The following is a 21,439-nucleotide window of genomic DNA, read 5'->3' on the forward strand; positions in this document are numbered from 1 at the left end:
TCAGGCTCGCGCGGCGACGGCCGCGAAATCGTGGCTCGCGATGATCTCGATACCGTCCGGAAGGGCGTGCAGCCGCTGGATGGTTTCGAAGGCGAGGTCGCGGTCGGCGTCGAAGAGCCGACCCGGCATCGGGGCCTTCTCGCGAATGAGCTCGACCTGCAAGGTGTTCCAGATCGCATCACCGGCCAGCAGCACGCGGGTGCCGTCGTCGACGGCGAGCAGCACGCCGATACTGCCCGGCGTATGCCCGGCGAGGTCGACCAGGACCACCGCGCCGTCACCGAAGACGTCGTGGCTGCGGGGGAAGGTGAGCACCGGCGGGCCGTCGAGTTCCAGATGGCCGACCGCGCGCTCGCGCAGTGGGGCGCGCACGACGCCGTACGGGGCGTACGCTCCGGTCATCGCCCACTCGTATTCGATTGCCGGAACCCGCAATTCGAGCGAATCCGGCAACTCCAGCAGACCGGACACGTGATCCCAATGCAGATGAGTCGCCAGCGCGAAGTCGATATCCGCACCGGTCAGATCCCGCGCCGCCAGCGCGTCGGCCATCCCCAGCACCGGTTTGTCCGGCGAGACCAGCATCCGCACCGGCAGCGACATACCCGGCAGCAGCACCCGATCGTGCACGCCCGCGCACAGCGCCGGATCGACGAGGATCCGGGCCCGCGGATGTTCGACCAGGAACGCGCCCATGGCCATCGGCAGCTCACGCAGGCTGCGGACGCCCTCGGCGACGATCGTGGCCGGCGCGGACATCCGGCCCTGCAGCAGCGCGGTCAGCCGGACCGTGGTGCGCGCCTGTGGAATCGAGGCGACCGTCAGATCCGCCAGAAACGCCCGATCCGGCTGCCGCGGGCGCAGCAGTTTTCCGGGTGTCGCGGCGAGCGCGGCACAGCAGCGGGCGAGGGTGATCAGCGTGCCGGGTCGTCCATCGGTCACGTCTGTCCGTTTCGATGACACAGCGCAACCGTAAGGCATCCGATGCCGCATCGAAAGCACTTCTCCGCGAGGCCAGTTCTCGGCATAATCGCTGGGGGTTACCCGACTGTCGGCGCATGTCGCCGGAGGCAGGGAGGGAGAACGCAGCGATGACCGACCCCGCGCCTGCACCGCAGCCGGTATCGATCATCGGTATCGGCTGTCGTATGCCGGGCGCGGCGGGGGCGCGGCGGCTGTGGGAGCTGCTGCTCGACGGCACTGCGGCGGATCGGGTCGAGCCCGTCTTCGACCACGACTGGTTCGGCATCGATGCCGCTGCGGCCGCCGCCATGGATCCGCGCGAGCGGCTGAGCCTGACCGTGGCGATCGAGGCCCTCGACGATGCCGGAATCGGTTATCGCGCGCGGGGTTCACCGGCGGCGGTACTGGTGGGGGCGAGCGGATCGAACATGATCGCCAATCGGGTATCGCAGGTATTGGATCTGCGCGGCCCGAGTCTTGTGCTGGACAGCGCCGGCTCCTCGGGGCTGGCCGCGGTCGATCTGGCCGTGCGCCTACTGGCCGACGGCACGGCGCCGTGGGCGATCGTCGGCGGCGTGGACGCGGGGGGCGGTGCGTGCACGGTCCTGATCCTGCAACGCACCGCGGACGCGCGGCGCGAAGGGAACCGAGTGTATGCCGAAATCCTCGGCACCGCAGTGGGTTCGGATGGCCGGTCGGGGCGCGACGGGTCGGCGCGGCAGCGGGTGATCCGGACGGCGTGGGAGCGCGCCGGTCTCGATCCGCGCGCGAGCGGCTACTTCGAATGTCACGGCGGTGCGGCCTCTTCCGACGAGGCGGTGGAGATCGATGCCCTGGCCGCGGTGCTACAGGACGGTGGCGAACCCTCGGCCAAGATCTGGATCGGATCGGTGACGGCCGAGCTCGGTCCGCTCGAGGCGGCGGCGGGTGTCACCGGACTGGCCAAGGCGGCGTTATGTATCGATCGGGGAATCATCGTCGGTGCCACGGCCTTTCGGCAGCGCAGCGAATCGTTGCGGCTCGACGAGCGGGGGCTGCGGGTGCCGACCGAGCCGATCGGCTGGCAGGAGGTCGCGGCGGTGGGACGGGTGGCCGGGGTCGGATCGGTCGGGACCGGTGGCACGACGGCGCATGCCGTGCTGCGCGGCGTGGCCGAGACGCCGGGCCGTGGGGCCGATCCGCCGGTGGTGATTCCGCTCAGCGGTGCTGACGAGGGGAGGCTGCGCGAACTCGCCGGGCGTTGGGCCGACGAGCTGCTGGCCACCCATCCCGCGCTGCCCGAATTCGCCTCGGCGGCAGGACGTTTACTGCCCGAATCGGTGCGGGCGGCGGTGATCGCGGGGAATCATGCCGTGGCGGCCGCGCGGTTGCGCACGCTCGCGCGGGGCCACGATGGTCGCCACGTCGTGCTCGGACCCGATTCCGTGCGCCGCGACGGCGGGGTGCTGCTGCTGTTCCCCGGGCGCGGGGGCGAGCATGCGCGGATGGGACGGGCACTGGGGGCGCGGTATCCGGTCTTCGCCCGGGCGGTCACCGAGGCCGCCGACGCGGTGGTGCGGGCCGGGGGCGCGCGGGTGTGGACGCCGCGGCACGGATTCGAGCCCGGGACGCAGGCGATGTTCGTTTTCCAGATCGCGTTGGCGGAGTTGGTGCGGTCCTGGGGGATTCGGCCGAATGCGGTGGCCGGATACGGGCCGGGGGAGATCGTCGCGGCAGTGGTGAGTGGGGCGGTCTCCTTGCTCGACGGGGCGCGGCTGGCGGTGGCGCATGGTGCGCTCGACCGGGCGCGCGCCGTGCTGCTGGAGACCACGCCGGACGAGGCGGGACGACTGCTGGAGCCGATGCGGGGGGAGGTCGCCGTCGCGGCCGTGCACGGGCCGGATGCGGTGGTGGTCTCGGGACCGCCGCGACGGCTGGAGTCGGTGCTGCGCCGGGCGCGTCGGCGCGGGGTGCCCGCGCGGGCCGTATCCGATGATCTCGGGCTCGTGATGGCGGTGGATCGGGCGGAGTTCGCCGCGCGGCTCGCGGGGGTCGGCGCGGACGAGCCGGGCGTGCCGGTCTATTCGACGACCCGTCGCGGTGCGGTGATCACCGAGGCGCTCATGGGGGCCGATTACTGGGCCGAGAATGCCTGTGGCCCGGTGCATTTGGCCGCCGCACTGGAGGCGGCTGCGGCCGATGGCCTGACGACGGTGCTCGAGATCGCGCCGGATCCGGTGCTGACCCCGATCGTGCGCGAGTATCCCGACTTCCAGGATTCGACTCATCCGATGGCCGGGCGCGAGGACGAGGTGGCGGCATATCTCGGCGGCATCGCGCGGCTGTATCTCGAGGGGCGGGAGGTGGATTGGTCGGCGCAGGGGTTGTTCACGGGTCAGATGTGCGAAAGGCGTTGGCGGGCTGATGCTTTCGCCCCGCCGGTTACCGCTCCGCTCGCCAACGACGAACCCGAGGCAACGCTCGACGGTTCGGTGGTATCTGCGAGTGATGTCGAAACATATCACGCCGCAACGGGTTACGACCCCACGGTGGCCACGGCCTTGGAATGGGCGGCGTCGGTGCTGCGCACCGAAAGCTGGATCCGGATCACGCCGCCCGCGGGCGCGTCGGTGCGACTGGACCGCGCACTGGTCATCGGCGAATCGCCCCTGGCGGTCGGGCTGGCGCGGGCGCTGGATCGCCGGTTGCCGACCCGGCGCGTGGCGCGCGAACTCACCGCGGCGCTCGCGCGGCTGCGGGAGCCGACCGCCGCCATCGTGGTGTGGTCGGGCCGGGATTGCGACGATGCGCCGACGGCGGTGGCGCGGGCGTTCGAACTGCTACGGCTACTGCGGAACTGCCCCGCCGTCGCGGCCGTGACCGTGGTGCTGCGCGACCATGCCGACCGCACGCAGAACGGTGTGGCCGGGGTGGTCCGCGCACTGCGATCGGATGCGACGCCGCCGGTTCGGCTGCTGTGGGCGCCGGGCGGCGATACCCGTTCGGTCGCCGCGGCTGTGCTGGATTACGGTGTGGCCGAGGAGCTTTCGCTCGACGGTCCGATGGTCACGGCGCGCCGATTCCGGTCCGTGCCGACCGCCGCGCGGCACCGGGAGATCTCCTCCGAGGGCGCCTATGTGGTGACCGGTGGTCTCGGCGTGCTCGGGGCGGTCGCGGTGCGCTGGCTGCTCCATGCGGGCGCGCGCGATGTGGTGGTGCTGACCCGCACCCCCCGCCCGCTGCCGCCGCTACTGGATGGCCTGGACGATCGAATCGTGGTGGCGCGCTGCGATATCACCGATCGCGCCGATCTCGCGAGCGCGCTCGACGATATCCGGGAATGCGGTTCGATCATCCGCGGACTGGTACACGCCGCCGGTGTCGGGGCACCCGCCGGCGCCGACCCACCCTCGGCCCGGCTACTCACGCACCTGTTCGCCCCCACGGTGCGAGCCGCCATCGACCTGCTCGACCTCACCGCCACCGATCCGATCGATTTCACCCTGCTGTTCTCCACCGTCACCGGCATCCCCGGCGACCCCACCGCCCCCGCCCGAGCCACCATCGCCGCAACCCTCGACACCATCGCCCGCACCCGCGACGACCACCGAACGACGAATATCGCCTGGGGCAACTGGGAATCCACCCACCACCTCCGCCGTACCGGCATCACCCCACTCGACCCGGCCCGAGCCACCGCCCTACTCACCCAGATCCTCACCCACCGCGAACCCACCCTCCTGGCCTTGGACAACGGCTGACCCCCGCCTCGCTGCGCTCGGCGGGGGACATAGGTGGGTGGCGCCCGACGAGAACATCAGTGGGTCGCGCTCGACGAGAACATCGGTCGGTCACGCCCGACGAAAACATCGGTAGGCCACGCCCGACGAAAACATCGGTAGGCCACGCCCGACGAAAACATCGGTAGGCCACGCCCGACGAAAACATGCGTAAGGCGCTGGACCAATGAATGGCGCGCCGGACGTGTGATCTGCCGATTCGATTCCCTGTGCGGCTGTGGACGTCCGGGGCCATTCCGTTGCCTGCCCGGTTACCTCGCCATCGGGTGGATCTCGGGCACTCGGCGAGGTCGCTGGTTGTGCTCAGCTGGTCGCATTCCGCGTGTCTGCGTGTGGTGTCGAGGTGGGGGGCCGATGATTGCTGGATGACGAGGTGCTGGCTGCGGGGCGGGGCGGGGCCGGGAAGTTCTGTGGCGGGGAGGTAGGGCGGATGGACTTCTCCATGCTGGCGCTGGTTTTCGTGCTGGGGTTGGCCGGGCCGTTGCTGTCGTGGCGGGCGGCTTGGCATGTGCCGGTGGTGCTGGGGGAGTTGGTCGCGGGGATTGTGTTCGGGCGCACCGGGTTCGGGGTGCTGCATCCGGAGGATCCGATGTTCGCGTTTCTGTCGGATATGGGGTTCGCGCTGGTCATGTTCGTGGCGGGGACGCATGTGCCGGTGCGGGATCCGGCGGTGCGGGCGGCGTTGGGCAGCGGTGCGGTGCGGGCGGTGGCGGTCGGGGTGTTCGCGGCCGCGGCGGGATTCACCGTCGCCGACTGGTTCGGGACCGGACATGGGGCGATGTATTCGGTGCTGATCGCCTCGTCCTCGGCCGCGCTGGTATTGCCGATCATCGATTCCTCTCGGCTGCAGGGTAAGTCGGTGCTGGCGCTGACCGCGCAGGTGGCCGTCGCCGACACCGCCTGCGTCGTCGCGCTGCCGCTGGTCATCGATACCGGTGCGGCAGGGCAGGCCGCCCTGGGTGCGCTGGCGGTCGCGGTGACCGCGGTGGCGCTGTTCTTCCTGCTGCGCTATCTGGAGCGATCCGGCCTGCGCAAGCGCGCCCACGAGGAATCCGAGCGCCGCGAGTTCGCCCTCGAACTGCGCGTCAGCCTCGCCATCCTGTTCGGGATCGCGGCACTGGCCACCCGTACCCATGTCTCGATCATGTTGGCGGGCTTCGCCACCGGGCTCGCGGTGGCCGGGGTCGGCGAGCCGCGCCGGGTCGCGCGTCAGTTGTTCGGGATCACCGAGGGATTCCTCGGCCCGCTGTTCTTCGTCTGGCTGGGCGCGCGACTGAACCTGCGCGATTTCGGCGCACACCCACGGCTGATCGCACTCGGCGTGACGCTGGGGCTGGCGGCGGTGCTGGCGCATGCCCTGATGCGCCTGCTGGGCCAGCCGATCAGCCTGGCCACCCTGGCGGCCGCGCAGATCGGGGTTCCGGTGGCCGCGGTGACGGTCGGGACCCAGTTGGGTGTGCTGGTGCCGGGCGAGGCGTCGGCGCTGATGCTCGGGGCACTGGTGACCATCGTCGCGGCGGCCATCGGGGCGGGCGTCGCCGCGCGGCGGATGTCGGGCGGTCCCGAGACCAACGGTTCGGCCGGGCGGGCGCCCGAGTAGCCGATCCGTTTCGCTCCGTTCATGTTCGGTGGGGCCGGTGCCGAGAAGCGCCGCTGATCCCCTCCACCTGCGGCGCTTCTCATACCGGCTCAGGCCCGGACCTACGCGCTGACGCGCATGTCCCCCCGACCTGCCGAGACGTCCCTTATCGTCATCGCAGTCGCGGCGCGCAGCCACGACGAACCGTTGTCCGGACGGCAAAGCAGCAGTTCAGAAGGCATCTACGGGAATTCCGGTCCGGAGAAACGGGACAATAGACCCAGTCGCGCTGTCGTGTCGGTGCGCGTTCGTAGGATGGGTTGTCATGGAGAGGGCGCCCGTGCGGCATGGCGACGAATCGGATTCGCCACGAAGAGTTTTCGCCGACCGGCTGGGCGAGCTGTTCGAGGCGGCCGGGAAGCCGACTCTGGATCAGGTGGCCCGGGCGACCACGCAACGGCTGCGGCCCGCGCGCGGTCCCAGCGGGAAACAGAACGTGACGGCACAGCGAATCAGTGATTGGCGATCCGGCCGAACCCTGCCGCATACATTCGAATCGGTGGCACCGGTGCTGGTCACACTGGTCACCTTGACCAAAGCTCAGCAGGGCCGCATTCGCGCGGATCTGATCGATCAACGAGCGTGGGAACGGTTGTGGAGCTCGGCGGTAGGCGAAACCCCCGGCGGCCCACCGCGACCGGTGGCGACCAGAGCGCTACCGCGCGACGTGACCACCCTGGTAGGTCGCGAGGACCAACTGCGCCGCATCGCGCAGGCAGCGGAATCGGAACGGGTGGTATCGATCCACGCGATCGACGGCATGCCCGGAGTCGGCAAGACCGCGTTGGCAATTCGCGCCGCCCACGAATTGGCAGATCGGTTTCCCGACGGGCAGTACTTCGTCGAACTCCACGCCCACACTCCCGGCCAACCAATCGCGGACCCATCGGAGGTACTGGCCGGGCTGCTGACCGATCTCGGCATCGACCCACGCAGCCTGCCCGACACCCTGGAAACCCGCCGGAATCTGTGGCGAGATCGACTCGCGGACAAGCGAATTCTGCTGGTGCTCGACGACGCCCACGGCCCCGCCCAGATCGAACCGCTCCTGCCCGGAGGTGGCGGCAGCGTGACGATCGTGACCAGTCGCCGCCGTCTGGTAGCCCTCGACGGGGCAAGCCCCTTGGCACTCGAGGTGCTCGATCCCGACTCCGCCGTGCGGCTGTTCGCCTCCCTCGCGCATCGCAGTATCACCGGCGACACCGCTCAGGCAGCGACGGATCTGGCAGCGGCCGAGCGCATTGTCGAACTGTGCGGGTACCTGCCATTGGCGATCGTGCTACTCGCCGGGCGACTTGCCCACCACAGTGCCTGGAGCATCGCCGATCTCGCCGAGATGTTCACCGCCACAACCGACCGGCTGGCCGAACTCGAAACCTCGGATCGGGCGGTGCGGGCGGCGTTCGAGCTGTCCTATCGGGATCTTCCGATAGAGGAGCGAGTCGTATTCGGGCTGTTGGGTTTACATCCGGGCACCGAATTCGACATGTGGGCGGTGGCTGCGCTGGGTGATATCCCGCTCGGCACTGCGCGGCGGCACTTGGAGGCCTTGTACACCGACCATCTGATCGAAGAGACCAGCCCGGGTCGCTACCGGCTGCACGACCTACTGCGCGAATTCGCTCGTGCCCTCGCGGCGACCGCCCCGGCCGCCGACAACACCGCGGCAATGGATCGCCTGCTGCGCTACTACCGTCACACCGCTGCCCGCGCGGATCGGTGGCTGTCCCGGCAGACCCGGCCCGCCACACTCATCGAGGAGAACGGAGGTGTTGCGGTACGGCAGTTCGGCGACCAGATCCGGGCGTTGGTCTGGATGCGCGCCGAGCGGACCAACCTGCTGGCTTGCCTCGAGCACACCGCCGACCATGATCCCGCGCGAATGATCGCGTTGACCGCGACGATGGCCGGACTACTGGATCGAGACGGGCCGTGGCCACTGGCCACGCGACTGCACCGCCGCGCAGCCGATGCCGCCGGCCGCCTCGGCGACCACCTCAAGCAAGCCAACGCCCTCGTCAACCTCGGTATCGCACAAGGGCTTGCCGGAAACCACCAGCAGGCCGCTGGCCTGCAGCAGCAGGCATTGGTCCTCTGCCGCAACCTCGGCGACCATCTCGGGGAGGCCTACGCACTCGCCAACCTCGGCGTCGTCAGCTGGCGCCTCGGAGATTACGAGCAGGCGGCCGACCTGCAACAGCAGGCATTGGTCCTCTTCCGCGACCTCGGCCACCACCTCGGGGAAGCCAACGCCCTCAACAACCTCGGCTTCGTGCGCCGCGTCGCCGGGGATCTAGGGCAGGCCGCAGAGCTACATCAGCAAGCCCTAGCCCTCTACCGCGACCTCGGCCACCGTCTCGGACAAGCCGCCGCCTCGAGCAACCTCGGTTACGCGCGCCGGGAAGCCGGGGACTATGAGCAGGCCGTAGAGCTGCATCAGCAGGCTCTGGATCTCTACCGCAGCCTCGGTGACCGCCGTGGGGAAGCCCAAACCCTCGGCGCAATCGGTCTCGCGTGCCGGGAAACCGGGGACTGCGAGCAAGCCGCTGGCGTGTTACAGCAGGCCTTGGCCCTGCAGCGAGACCTCGGCGACCGCCACGGAGAAGCTCAAGCCCTCACATCGCTGGGTTACGTGCACCGGGAAATCGGGGACCATGAGCAGGCCGCTGGCCTGTTTCAGCAGGCCTTGACCCTGAACCAGACCCTCGGCAACCGTCACGACCTGGCCGATACCCTTGGCAACTTCGGCATTCTGCATGAGAGAACCGGGGACCATCAGCGGGCCGCGGACTTGCATCAGCGGGCCCTGGACCTCTACCGCGACATCGGCAGCCGCCTCGGACAGGCCGAGGAACTCAACGGCGTCGGGCGGGTGTTGCTGGCCACCGGTGAACTGGTCGAGGCATTGGCAGCGTTCACCGACGCTCTCGGGGTAGCTCGTGAGATCGGAAGTCTTCTCGAACAGGCTCACGCTCTCGACGGCACCGCCCGCTGCCTCGCTGGCCTCGGTGATATCCCCACCGCCGTCACCGACCTGAGCACCGCGGTCGAGATCTACCAGCGCGTCGGCGTACCGGAGGCCGTGCCCGCCGCCGCATACCTCGCGACATTGAAGGAGGAGCGCACGGCCGAGGAAACCACAACGCCGTCGACCGAACCGGACCCGTAATCCGGTCAGAAGGCATCTACGAGAATTCCGGTCCGGAGAAACGGGAGAATCGGACCAGTCGCGCTGTCGTGTCGGCGCACGTTCGTAGGATGGGTTGTCATGGAGAGGGCGCCCGTGCGGCATGGCGACGAATCGGATTCGCCGCGAAGAGTTTTCGCCGACCGGCTGGGCGAGCTGTTCGAGGCGGCGGGGAAACCGACGTTGGATCAGGTAGTGCGCACGACCACACAGCGAATGCGAGCCGCGCACAGACCCGGCGAGAAACAGGCCGTGACGGCCCAGCGGATCAGCGATTGGCGATCCGGCCGCAACCTGCCCCATACGTTCGAGTCGGTGGTACCGGTGCTGGTCACGTTGTTCACGTTTGCCAAGGCTCAACCGGGGCGCGTTCGCGAGAATCTGATCGATCATCGTGCGTGGGAACGGTTGTGGACCTCCGCGATCGCTGAGACTCCGGCGGGGCCAGCACCGCCGCGGCCGGTGGCGACCAAGGCATTGCCCCGCGATGTGGACACGCTGGTGGGCCGTGAGGATCAGTTACGGCGCATTGTGCAGGCCGCAGAATCGGAGCGGGTGGTGTCGATTCACGCGATCGACGGCATGCCGGGCGTCGGCAAGACGGCCCTGGCGATCCGCGCCGCACACGAGTTGGCATCGCGGTTTCCCGACGGGCAGTACTTCGTGCACCTGCACGCCCACACCCCAGGGCAACCGGTCGCGGACCCGGCGGAAGTGCTGGCCGGATTGCTGACCGGCCTGGGCATCGACCCTCGCAGCCTGCCCGATACATTGGAAGGCCGCCGGGATCTGTGGCGAGATCGGCTCGCCGACAAGCGAGTACTGCTGTTACTCGACGACGCCCACAGCCCCGCCCAGATCGAACCTCTGCTACCCACCGGCAGCGGATGCGTGACGATGGTGACCAGTCGACGCCGCTTCATCGCCCTGGACGGCGCCGCGCCCCTGGCACTCGACGTGCTCGATCCCGACTCCGCCGCAGGCCTTTTCGCCACCCTGGCCCATCGCACCATCACCGATGCCGCAGATCGGGCGGCAGTGGATCGTCTCGTCGAGCTATGCGGATATCTGCCGTTGGCGATCGTGCTGCTCGCAGGTCGGCTGGCCCATCGTCCCGCCTGGAACATCACCGATCTCGCCGAGATGTTCACTGCCACAACCGATCGGCTGGCCGAACTCGAAACCTCGGATCGAGCGGTGCGGGCCGCGTTCGAACTGTCCTATCGAGATCTCCCGGTGGACCAGCAGATAGTGTTCGGTCTGCTGGGTCTGCATCCCGGCGCCGAATTCGACCTATGGGCGGTGGCGGCGCTGGCGGATATCCCACTCGACACCGCACGGCGCCATCTGGAGGCTTTCTATACCGACCATCTGGTCGAAGAGACGAGTCTCGGCCGCTACCGGCTGCACGACCTACTGCGCGAATTCGCCCGCACCCTTGCCGCGACCGCCCCGGCCGCAGACAACATCGCGGCAATGACTCGGCTGTTGGACTACTACCAGCGCAGTGCTGCTCACGCCGACCAGTGGTTGGCCCGCCATACCCGCCCCGCCGACGGAGACACCGCATCCCCCATCGATACCGGTAGTCTCGCAGTGCGCGAATTCGTCGACCAGATGCGGGCGCTGGCGTGGATGCGCGCCGAAAGGGCCAATCTGCTGGCCTGCCTGGACCGCACCGCTGAAAGTGATCCCGCACGGATGATCGCGTTCACCGAGGTGATGGTTGGACTGCTGGACCGGGATGGACCGTGGCCGTTTGCGAGTCGACTGCACCGCCGCGCGGCCGAGGCCGCAGGCCGCTGCGGCGACAATCTCGCGGAAGCCAACGCCCTCAACAACCTCGGCACACTGCAGTGGCAGACCGGGGATTACGAGCAGGCCGCCGACTTGTACCGGCAGGCCCTGACGCTCTATCGCGACCTCGATAACCGCCTCGGGGAAGCCAACGCCGTCAGTAACCTCGGCGTCGTGTGCCAGCTCAGCGGAGACTACAAGCAGGCCGCCGACCTTCATCGCCAGGCCCTGGCCCGCTACCGCGACCTCGGCAACCAGCGCGGGCAAGCCAACGCCCTCAACAACCTCGGCGTCGTGCACCAGCCTCTCGGGGACTACGAGCAGGTCGTCGACTTGCTGCAGCAGGCCCTCGTTTGCTACCGCGACATCGGCGACCGCTACGGGGAAGCCCATGCCCTCGGCAACCTCGGCCTCGTGCGACATGCGACCGGAGGCTACGAGCAAGCCGCCTCCGTCCTGCAGGACGCTCTGACGCGCTACCGTGGCATCGGCTACCGGCAGGGAGAAGCCCGCGCTCTCCACTACCTCGGCCTCGTCCGGCGGGAAACCGGGAACTACGAGCAAGCCGCCGAACTTCATCGTCAGGCCCTGACCGGCTATCGAGACGTCGGGCACCGACACGGGGAAGCCGAAGCCCTTACATCTCTCGGTTACGTGGCACGGGAGACCGGGGACTACGAGCAGGCCGCCGAGCTGCTGCAGCAAGCATTGGCACTGAATCAGGAGCTCGGTGGCCGTCGGAAACAGGCCGACACCCTCGGTAACCTCGGTCTACTGCATGAGCGAACCGGAGAGCACCGACGGGCCGCAGACCTACACCGACAGGCGCTGACTCTTTACCGTGACGTCAGTGACGTCCTCGGCCAAGCCGAGGAACTCAACGGAATCGGGCGAGTATCGCTGGCCACAGGTGAATTGAACGAGGCATTGACTGCCTTCACCGACGCCCTCGACCTTGCCCGCGAAATCGGAGGCCAACTCGAACAGGCTCGTGCCCTCGACGGCACCGCCCGCTGCCGGGCCGCACTCGGCGATATCCCCGCCACCGTCACCGACCTGAGTGCCGCCGTCGAGATCTACCAGCGCCTCGGCGTACCCGAAGCCGAACCCGCCGCCGCATACCTCGCGGCATTGGAGAAGCGCGCGGCCGAGGAAACCATCATGCCGTCAGCCGAACCACACTCGTAAGCGAGCCGACTGACCGTTTGGCGTAAGTCGTTTGTGTCAACCAGTTTGGCCGGTGCCCGTCAACGTTTGGTCAGCCGCTGTCGTCGCAGCGGGAGGCGTGGGACGTACAGGTGAGCATGGCATGAACGCCTGCGCCAGTGCGTGCACGGCTCTGATGCTCGGAGCACTGGTTACGGATGTCGCGGCGGTCGTCAGGGCAGAGGTGGCCGCGCGACGACTATCGGGCGACTCACCGCGAGCAATGATTCAGTCGTGCGAGCGCCCGAGTAACCGATCCGTCTCGCGCCGTTCACGTTTGGTGGGTCGGCCGGTGCCGCGATCGCGGCGGGGCAGCGACGCGACGATTTCCTTGGGCGGAGGCGGGGGGCTCTTATCGATCAGGCATTGGGCGGCGATGGCAGCGCCCACACGCTTGGTGACGATCTGCTCGACGATCACGATGCGCTCAAGTCCGCTGACCCGGACCCGCACCTCGTCACCGGGCTTGATCTGATGTGCGGGTTTGACCGCTACGCCGTTGACACGTACGTGCCCACCACGGCACGCGGTCGCGGCCGCGGATCGGGTTTTGAACAGCCGAACGGCCCAAGTCCAGGAGTCGACTCGGGCTGAGATTGATTGTGACACTTCCAGATTCGCTCCTCATGCCCGGCCGCGCCATGCGACCGGGCATGGTGCGAAATCAGGCGGCGACTCGGCGTGCGGTGACGACGTCGTCGGTGTTCAGGTGCGCGAAACTGACGGTCTCACCGGACGTGGGCGCCTGCACGATCTTGCCGTCGCCAGCGTACATGACGACGTGGCCGCCATTACTCGTGACGATGATGTCGCCCGGCGCCAGCTGCGAGAGGGCAATCGGTCGGCCGACGTGCTCCATCTCGAAGCTGGTGCGCGGCAGCTTGATTCCGGCCTGCTTGTAGGCCCACTGCACCAGACCGGAGCAGTCGAAGGCATCCGGGCCGGTAGCGCCCCACACGTACTCGGCGCCAAGCTTCGACTTGGCCGCGTCGAGGGCGACGTCACCGGCCGTCTGCTGCTGGAACATCGGCGGCGCGAAGTTGGGGAGGCCGGGCGCGGCCTGGCCGGGGGCCATGGCCTGCGGCGCCAGCGCCTGCTGCACCTGCTTGATCTGATCGGCGTGCGCGGCCAGCGCCTGGTTCACCTCGTTGACCTGCTGGTCACCCAGCGGTACGTCGAAGTTACCTACGCCGGGGATGTCGACGGTCGCGGCCATGGCTGGAATCGCCGGCATCGCACCGGTTGTCGCTGCCACGGCGCCGAAAACCAACGCGCCCTTGACCGAATTCGGCAGCCGGGATTCCCGCTGCAAACTGTGCTTACCCACCGAGCTGAATCTCCTGTTTCTTCCTGCCCACGCCGCCGACCGAGTTAGCTGACGGGTTCGGGCCGGGAAGTTTCGGCCCTACCCCATCGGCCTTGCGACCGAAAGGGATTCACCCCAACACACCTGGGTCCCCGGTTCGGCGTTCGAGCTGCCCGCTCGACCACCGATTAGGCGGGTGACTTCTCGGGCCGCCTCTCCGATGAAGCGACAGACTCCGTGAAGTCACGAGAAGATTACGGCCACGCCGCGTCGATGTCCACCGGTAGAACCCGATAGTTAAGGCCCAACTAACACCGACCATGGGCGGCCTGCGGTTTCACGAGTTCGGGCGGTGGGTACAACCCGATCTTGGAGCACTCATCGGTGTTATAGAACCGAGAGCCGCGAGCGTTACGGGGCTGGACGTCAGTTCTCGGAGCCGTCGCGGTCGTCCAGCGCCCGCTCCAACTCCTCGATCCGCCGCCGCGCGTCGGCCAGACCGACCTCCAGCTGCCCCAGCGCCATCACCAACGGCCCGACCGCCAGATCGGCCACCAGCTGTGGATCGTCATAACCCCGTTCGATGGCCACCAGAATGCTGTTGCGAATGCGCGCGGCAACCGGTGCCCCCGCCGGTACGTTCCAGGACTCGACCACCTCGGCCACGGTGGGGATGGGCTCCTCGGACATAACCTTCTCCCTGCGCTGGGACCCGGACGCGAACAGTCCCCAGCCTAGGTGTCCGCCAGGCGCTTTCGACCCCGTATGCGGGCCGATAGCTGTTTCTAGGACATACCGTAGATATCGCCAGATTTCAGTGCGCACTGGCTACGGTGTATGGGCATGGACCCCGTGCGGAACCCGTACGCCCCCGGCGCCGGCCAGCGGCCGCCCGAACTCGCCGGGCGCGACAGGCAATTGGATGCCTTCGATATCGTGCTGGAGCGCGTCTCGCGGGGGCGGCCGGAGCGCAGTGTGGTGCTCACCGGGCTGCGCGGGGTGGGAAAGACCGTGCTGCTCAATCAGCTTCGGTCGGCCGCGCGGTCCCAGGGTTGGGGCACGGGCAAATTGGAGGCCCGGCCCGATCAGGAATTGCGCCGACCGCTCGCCTCGGCGCTGCATATGGCGGTGCGGCAGGTCGCGGTGGCCCATCGCAATCCGGAGATGGTCGACGACTTCCTGGGCATCCTCAAGGCCTTCGCGCTGCGCTCCACCGCCGATAAGGGCATGCGCGAGCGCTGGCAGCCGGGTATCGATGTGCCCGCGGTAACCGGGCGTGCCGATTCCGGTGATATCGAGATCGACCTGGTGGAACTGCTGATGGAGGCGGGCCAGGTGGCCCGGGACATCGGTGTGGGGATCGCGATCTTCATCGATGAGATGCAGGATCTCAGCGCCGCCGATGTGTCGGCCGTCTGCGGCGCCTGCCACGAGCTGAGCCAGGAGGGGGCGCCGCTGATCGTCGTAGGCGCGGGGCTGCCGCATCTGCCCGCGGTGCTGTCGGCATCGAAAAGCTATTCGGAGCGACTGTTCAGTTATCACAAGATCGATCGGCTCGACCGTGCGGCGGCCGACCATGCGCTCATCGCCCCGGCCGATCGCGAACAGGTGAAGTTCACCGAGACCGCGCTGGATGCCTTGTACCGCAAGGCCGATGGCTATCCGTACTTCGTCCAGGCCTACGGCAAGGCGACCTGGGACTTCGCGGCGCAGAGCCCGATCGGCGCGGAGGATGTGGAGCTGGCCGCCCCGGCGGCCGAGGAGGAGTTGGCGGTCGGATTCTTCGGTTCCCGCTACGAGCGCGCCACCCCGGCCGAGCGAGAGTACATGCGCGCCATGGCCGATCTGTCCGGCGACGATGGGCCCGTCGCGACGTCGGCGGTCGCCCAGGAACTCGGCCGCAAACCCGCCTCACTGTCACCCGCGCGCGACGGCTTGATCAAGAAGGGCCTCATCTACTCGGCGGAGCGGGGAACCATCGGATTCACCGTGCCCCATTTCGGCCGATATCTCCGCAGTGTGAGCTGAGCAATCCTCTTATCCGCCAAGATCATTAGCGACGGTTGGATTTCCCTGCCCCCGAACCCCTACCGGCGAGTAACCAACACTCCTACACTCGAATGTGATTCCGATCACGTCCGAGGAGGACATCATGGCGACTACCGCGAAAGTCGACGCCACGGAGGAACAGGCCCGGGCGCTCGTCGAGGAATCGCGTGAAACCACCTGGGCCAAGCCGTCGTTCGCCAAGGAGATGTTCCTCGGGCGCTTCCGGCTCGACCTGATCCACCCCTATCCACAGCCCTCGGAGGCGGATGCGGCCAAGACCGAGGCCTATCTGCACCGACTGCGCGCCTTCGCGGAGACCATCGACGGCGCCGTGATCGAGGAGACCTCGAAGATCCCCGCCGAATACGTGCGCGGCCTGGCCGAACTGGGCTGTTTCGGCCTGAAGATCCCCGAAGAGTACGGCGGGCAAGGCCTTTCACAGGTCGGCTACAACAAGGCCCTGATGATCGTCGGATCGGCGCATCCGAGCCTGGGCGTACTGCTGTCGGCGCATCAGTCCATCGGCGTCCCCGAACCGCTCAAGCTCGCGGGCACCCCCGAGCAGAAGCGAGAGTTCCTGCCGCGCTGCGCGAAAGGGGCCGTGAGCGCCTTCCTGCTCACCGAGCCCGATGTCGGCTCCGATCCGGCCCGGATGGCCTCCACGGCCACGCCGACCGAGGACGGCGAGGCGTACACGCTCAACGGCGTGAAGCTGTGGACCACCAACGGCGTGGTCGCCGAGCTGCTCGTGGTGATGGCGCGGGTGCCCAAGAGCGAGGGCCATCGCGGCGGCATCTCCGCATTCGTGGTGGAGGCGGATTCGCCGGGTATCACGGTCGAGCGGCGCAATGCGTTCATGGGTCTGCGCGGCATCGAGAACGGCGTCACCCGCATGTACGACGTGCGGGTACCGAAGGCCAATCTGATCGGCCGCGAGGGCGACGGCCTGAAGATCGCGCTCACCACGCTCAACGCGGGACGGCTCGCGATCCCGGCGCTGTGCACGGCCGCGGCCAAATGGGCGCTGAAGATCGCCCGCGAATGGTGTGCCACCCGTGTGCAGTGGGGTCGCCCGGTCGGTGAGCACGGGGCCGTCGGCGAGAAGCTCTCGTTCATCGCCGCGACGACCTTCGCCCTGGAGGCCGCGCTGGATCTGTCCGGCACCATGTGCGACGAGGCGCGCAACGATATCCGCATCGAGGCGGCACTGGCCAAGCTGTGGGCCTCGGAGATGAGCTGCACCATCGCCGACGAGCTGGTGCAGATCCGCGGCGGACGCGGCTACGAGACCTCGGCATCGCTGGCCGCGCGCGGCGAACGTGCCGTCGGCGCCGAACAATTGGTGCGCGATCTGCGCATCAACCGAATCTTCGAGGGCTCCAGCGAGATCATGCGGCTGCTGATCGCCCGCGAGATGGCCGATGCCCATATGGCCGCGGCCGGGGCGCTGGTCGACCGCAATGCCGAATTCAAGGCCAAGGCCAAGGCCGCGGTCGGGGCGGGCGGTTTCTACGCCAAATGGTTCCCGCAGCTCGCGGTCGGCGCCGGAACCGTGCCCGCCGCCTACACCGAGTTCGGGTCGCTGGCAAAGCATCTGCGCTTCGTGGAACGGTCCTCGCGCAAGCAGGCCCGGTCGCTGATGTACGCCATGGCGCGCTGGCAGGCGAAACTCGAATACCGCCAGGGCTTCCTGGGCCGCGTCGTCGATATCGGCGCGGAACTGTTCGCCATGTCGGCGGCCTGCGTGCGCGCGCAGGCACTGCGGGTGGCGGGCAGTCCGGAGGGCCCGGCCGCCGAACAGCTGGCCGACACCTTCTGCAAGCAGGCGCGGCTGCGGGTGGAGCGCCTGTTCGATACGTTGTGGGACAACACCGATGACGCCGATGCCGCACTCGCCCGCGAGGTGCTCGACGGCCGGTTCCGCTGGCTCGAGGAGGGCGTGCTCGACCCCAGCGAGGGCACCGGACCGTGGATCGCCGAATGGCAGTTCGGCGCCTCCACCGAATCGAATCTGCTCACCCCGTTCCTGCCCTCGACCAGAACGACTGCGGGAACATAGAACTCCGGACGCCGAACCCGGAAAGCCATCGGCCCGCACCGCATTCGATGCCGCGGGCCGGTGGTCCGGCGGGGGTCACATCTCGATCGTGCCGAGATCCCGCGCGATATCGGCCAGCCCGCGGATCCATCGGTTCTCCCGATCCGAGCGCCACACCAGCGCCCATCGCAGCAGCGCGGAGTCCTCGATAGGCAGGAAGACGATGCCCGGGCGGGCGAAGTGGCGACTGGCGTGTGCGCCCAGATTCTGAATCACCTCACCGCTGCCGACCGCGACCAGAATGTCCTCCACACTCCGGACGAACAGCGACTTCTCCACCATGCGGCCGGTGGGTGTGTAGAACGGGTGGAACGAATCCTCCCAGTATTCGGGCAGACTCGGGACCGCGGTCGCTCCGGCGAAGTCGCCCCGCACCTCCGGTGGCACCGATATCCGTTCGGCCAGTTCATGATCCGAGGAGACCAGCAGCACCTTCGGCTCGGAGAACACGACCGGCCCGGCCGTCAGATCCGGCTCCTCGACCGGGAGCCAGGCGACCAGCACGTCGATATCCCCGTTGCGCAGGGGCACGAACGGATCGATGAAGGCGTTGTGGCGGATGGTCAGGCCGCACGCGGGATGGCGAGCCCGGAATTCGTCCCAATACGGCCGCAGCTCATAGGCATTCGTGGAGATCATCCCGACCCGCAACATCTCGGTCTTGCCCTGCGCCGCCAGCCGCGCCCGGACCAGGCTCTGAAGTAAGCCCTGGTAGTGCGGCCGCAGATCGTCGCGCAGCTGCTCACCCAACGGAGTCAACCGTACGGCTCGGCTGGTGCGTTCGAACAGATGCGCCCCGACGCTGCGCTCCTGCTTCTTGATCACCTGGCTGATGCGCCCGGGAGATACGTGCAGCCGTGCCGCGGTCCGGCCGAAATGAAGTTCCTCCGCGAGGGTCAGGAAGATCTCGATATCGCGTAACTCCACAGCAAACTCTCGTCTCGCAGGCCAATCGGTCGCTCAGCTTACGCAATCGCCGAACTGCGCGACCCTGGCGTCACCACCAGCGCGTTGACGTCAGGGCCACCGGGCGTGACGAAGTTACTGATTGTTCGCCGGGACAGCAGCGGCCGGAGTCATCGTTCGGTCCCGCCGCATTCCGATTTCTCAGTCTGTCTAGGCGAGAAGCTAGATAGGTGCAGATAACGATGATCAGCCCGTTCATCGGGCAATCTACGCGTTTCTAGGATATCTACTAGATTGGCCGAGATTCTCCTGACGAACCTCATCCGACCGCGCGGTCTATTCGCGGCACCGGTTCCACAACGTGTGCATAACGCCAGGTTCGAGGGGTTGACGCGTCGGTAATACCTATCGACAACCGGGCACGAGCGGACTCTCCAGGAGCACGACATGTCCACGATCGCCCTCCGCGCGGCCGAATACGACGGCCGCCGTGTCACCGTCACCGCCGACGACGGCACACCGCTCGCCGTGCGCGAATTCGGCTCGCCCGCCGCGCCGTTGACGGTCGTCTTCGTGCATGGGCATTGTCTGCGGGCCGAATCCTGGTCGTTCCTGCGGGACGAGCTGCTGCGCCAATGGGGTTCGGATACCCGCATGGTGTTCTACGACCATCGCGGCCACGGCGAATCCGGCGCCGCCGATCCGGCCACCTACACCATCGACCAGCTCGGCCGCGATCTCGACGCGGTGCTGCGCACCATCGCACCCGCGGGACCCCTTGTGCTGGTTGGACATTCGATGGGCGCGATGGTCGTGCTGGCCTTCGCCCGGCTGTTCCCCGAGGCGATCGGCGCGCGCGTCATCGGCATCGGCCTGCTCGCCGGGGCCGCGGGCGGGATCACCACGGTCGGGCTCGCGCGCTTCCTGAATCGGCATACGGTCGGCTCGCTGCGGCTGGCCGTGCGGCGGGCGCCGCGGATGATGCAGGCCTCCCAGCGACTGAGCCGGCGCGTCCTCGAACCGATCATGCGCGAGGCGACCTTCGGCACCCGCAGGGTGAGCCCGCGGATGGTGGCCGTGGCCACCGCCATGCTCAACGACACGCCGCTGCTGACCATGGCGTGCTTCCTGGATTCGCTGATCCGCTTCGACGAGACCGCGACCCTGCGCCTGCTGGCCGATCTGCCCGCCCTGGTGCTGGCCGGTTCGGCCGACATCATGATCCCGTTCGCGCATTCGGTCGTGCTCGCCTCACAGCTGTCCGGGGCCGAATTGGTGCGACTCGACGGCGCCGGGCACAGCGTGATCCTGGAGCGCACCGAGGAGGTGGCCGAGGCCATCGCGGCCCTGGTAGATCGGGCCATGACCACCATGGGCGGACAGGACACCGCACTCGCGGCCGCGAGCTGAATTCGTCCCGCACGCATTTCCTACGGACGAATCGCCGATCTTCACGTACTGTGTTGTAGATCACGATGTGTGGTCGATCACATGGCTCGAGGAGGTTTCGATGACACGCAGCGAGATTGCCGAACTGCGCTTCGCAGTCGGCCAGCTCCGGCAGTGCATCGGCGCACTGCGTACCCACTACGGGGACGCCAACACGGTCCGCCGCCTGGAGAACGATCTCGAACGGCTCGCCATCGATGCCGAGGAATTCGAGCAGTCCCCACCCCCGGAGGTCTCCGACCGCCGCGAACAAGAGGTCATCTACGTCCCCGACGCCAAGTCCGACGAGGCCGCCTGGATGGGCGCCCAGGACGAGGGCCTCGGCTTCCACTCCCGCCCCCGCACCGAATAGCCCCTACGAAAACACGCCGGAGCAGCCATCAGCCGCCCCGGCGCCTTTTCGTGTCATCGGGGTTACGTTGCCGACGGACGTTCCGAGGTCCCGCAATTCCGGCCCTAGGGGCCGGAATTGCGGGAACAGGGGACCGGCCGGCCGAACCACGCGAACAGGGGACCGGCCGGGCCGAACCACGCGAACAAGGGACCGGCCGGGCCGAACCGCAGCACCAGTCGACCCATGAGCACCCCGAGTTGACCCACAAGCACCTCGAGCAGCCCCAGAATGCCGCTCCGGAACAACACGGTCTGTCGTATCGCACCCACAAGGGAGCGAGCCCCAGGGCGAGCGACGGCGCGCGGCCGGGGCGGCGGGGGCCGCGCCGGACCCCCGGGCCGCGCCGCCGGGGGCCGCGCCCCCCCGCGGAGCGCCCCGGCGGCGGCGCCCGCCGGCCCCCCGCCGAGACTCAGGGCCGCGAGCCCGCCGCAGCGAAGCGAAGGCCAACAAACACAGAAAGCGGCCGGCTTGTTGGAGCGATAGCCTCGGACCAGGACGTCTGCTGCGGCCTTCTCGTCGATCCCGAGCAGGTCCATCGAATCCGCTGCGGGACAGCACCTTTTGCACCATGGGGATCCCGCAGGAGGTAGCGGCCCAATCCGTCAGGTAGGCAATAGGTTCCAGGCCCGAATCGGCCAGGCGCCCCCGGCCACCAGGCAGGCGCCC

General features: G+C 68.2%; 13 protein-coding genes and 1 riboswitch. Of the genes, 8 read left to right on the plus strand and 5 right to left on the minus strand.

What is annotated here, in order from left to right; translation table 11 throughout:
• The gene (locus tag ACIA76_RS14350; protein ID WP_397152227.1) at window positions 1-942 is read right to left on the minus strand and encodes an MBL fold metallo-hydrolase; all 942 of its coding nucleotides are present in this window, start codon (window positions 940-942) and stop codon (window positions 1-3) included.
• Window positions 943-1,091: 149 nt separating this feature from the next.
• Here ACIA76_RS14350 and ACIA76_RS14355 point away from each other — a divergent pair, with 149 nt between their 5' ends.
• From ACIA76_RS14355 to ACIA76_RS14370, 4 genes are all read left to right on the plus strand, one after another.
• Entirely contained in the window at window positions 1,092-4,703 is a 3,612-nt protein-coding gene (locus ACIA76_RS14355; RefSeq protein ID WP_397152228.1) for a KR domain-containing protein, read from the plus strand.
• 469 nt (window positions 4,704-5,172) lie between these two features.
• Window positions 5,173-6,342: a cation:proton antiporter gene (locus tag ACIA76_RS14360; protein ID WP_397152573.1), complete on the plus strand. Its 1,170-nt coding sequence runs from the start codon at window positions 5,173-5,175 to the stop codon at window positions 6,340-6,342.
• Window positions 6,343-6,646: 304 nt separating this feature from the next.
• Entirely contained in the window at window positions 6,647-9,550 is a 2,904-nt protein-coding gene (locus ACIA76_RS14365) for an ATP-binding protein (RefSeq protein ID WP_397152229.1), read from the plus strand.
• A gap of 99 nt (window positions 9,551-9,649) precedes the next feature.
• Entirely contained in the window at window positions 9,650-12,553 is a 2,904-nt protein-coding gene (locus tag ACIA76_RS14370) for an ATP-binding protein (RefSeq protein WP_397152230.1), read from the plus strand.
• Between the two features lie 246 nt (window positions 12,554-12,799).
• Here ACIA76_RS14370 and ACIA76_RS14375 read toward each other — a convergent pair whose 3' ends face one another.
• The 3 genes from ACIA76_RS14375 to ACIA76_RS14385 form a co-directional block, all read right to left on the minus strand.
• Complete coding sequence (locus ACIA76_RS14375) at window positions 12,800-13,180, minus strand: RNA-binding S4 domain-containing protein (protein WP_397152231.1); 381 nt, start codon at window positions 13,178-13,180, stop codon at window positions 12,800-12,802.
• A 55-nt stretch (window positions 13,181-13,235) separates the two neighbouring features.
• Window positions 13,236-13,898: a C40 family peptidase gene (locus tag ACIA76_RS14380; RefSeq protein WP_397152232.1), complete on the minus strand. Its 663-nt coding sequence runs from the start codon at window positions 13,896-13,898 to the stop codon at window positions 13,236-13,238.
• An 18-nt stretch (window positions 13,899-13,916) separates the two neighbouring features.
• Window positions 13,917-14,082, minus strand: a riboswitch (cyclic di-AMP (ydaO/yuaA leader).
• Between the two features lie 221 nt (window positions 14,083-14,303).
• Window positions 14,304-14,567, minus strand: coding sequence for a hypothetical protein (locus ACIA76_RS14385; RefSeq protein WP_397152233.1), 264 nt, complete (start codon window positions 14,565-14,567; stop codon window positions 14,304-14,306).
• Window positions 14,568-14,720: 153 nt separating this feature from the next.
• Between ACIA76_RS14385 and ACIA76_RS14390 the strand changes: the two genes are divergently transcribed.
• Complete coding sequence (locus ACIA76_RS14390) at window positions 14,721-15,905, plus strand: AAA family ATPase (RefSeq protein WP_397152234.1); 1,185 nt, start codon at window positions 14,721-14,723, stop codon at window positions 15,903-15,905.
• 124 nt (window positions 15,906-16,029) lie between these two features.
• Window positions 16,030-17,985 (plus strand): acyl-CoA dehydrogenase family protein, encoded by a 1,956-nt coding sequence (locus ACIA76_RS14395; RefSeq protein WP_397152235.1) that lies wholly within the window; start codon window positions 16,030-16,032, stop codon window positions 17,983-17,985.
• Window positions 17,986-18,060: 75 nt separating this feature from the next.
• On the opposite strand, the gene ACIA76_RS14400 is transcribed toward ACIA76_RS14395, so the two are convergent.
• Complete coding sequence (locus tag ACIA76_RS14400) at window positions 18,061-18,951, minus strand: LysR family transcriptional regulator (protein WP_397152236.1); 891 nt, start codon at window positions 18,949-18,951, stop codon at window positions 18,061-18,063.
• A gap of 426 nt (window positions 18,952-19,377) precedes the next feature.
• On the opposite strand from ACIA76_RS14400, the gene ACIA76_RS14405 reads away from it, so the two are divergent.
• Both ACIA76_RS14405 and ACIA76_RS14410 read left to right on the plus strand, forming a co-directional pair.
• Window positions 19,378-20,340: an alpha/beta fold hydrolase gene (locus tag ACIA76_RS14405; RefSeq protein WP_397152237.1), complete on the plus strand. Its 963-nt coding sequence runs from the start codon at window positions 19,378-19,380 to the stop codon at window positions 20,338-20,340.
• A gap of 100 nt (window positions 20,341-20,440) precedes the next feature.
• Window positions 20,441-20,731, plus strand: a complete 291-nt coding sequence (locus ACIA76_RS14410) for a hypothetical protein (RefSeq protein ID WP_397152238.1) — start codon at window positions 20,441-20,443, stop codon at window positions 20,729-20,731.
• Window positions 20,732-21,439 lie beyond the last annotated feature (708 nt).

This window comes from Nocardia sp. NPDC051570, assembly GCF_044454005.1.
Taxonomy (GTDB): Bacteria; Actinomycetota; Actinomycetes; order Mycobacteriales; family Mycobacteriaceae; genus Nocardia.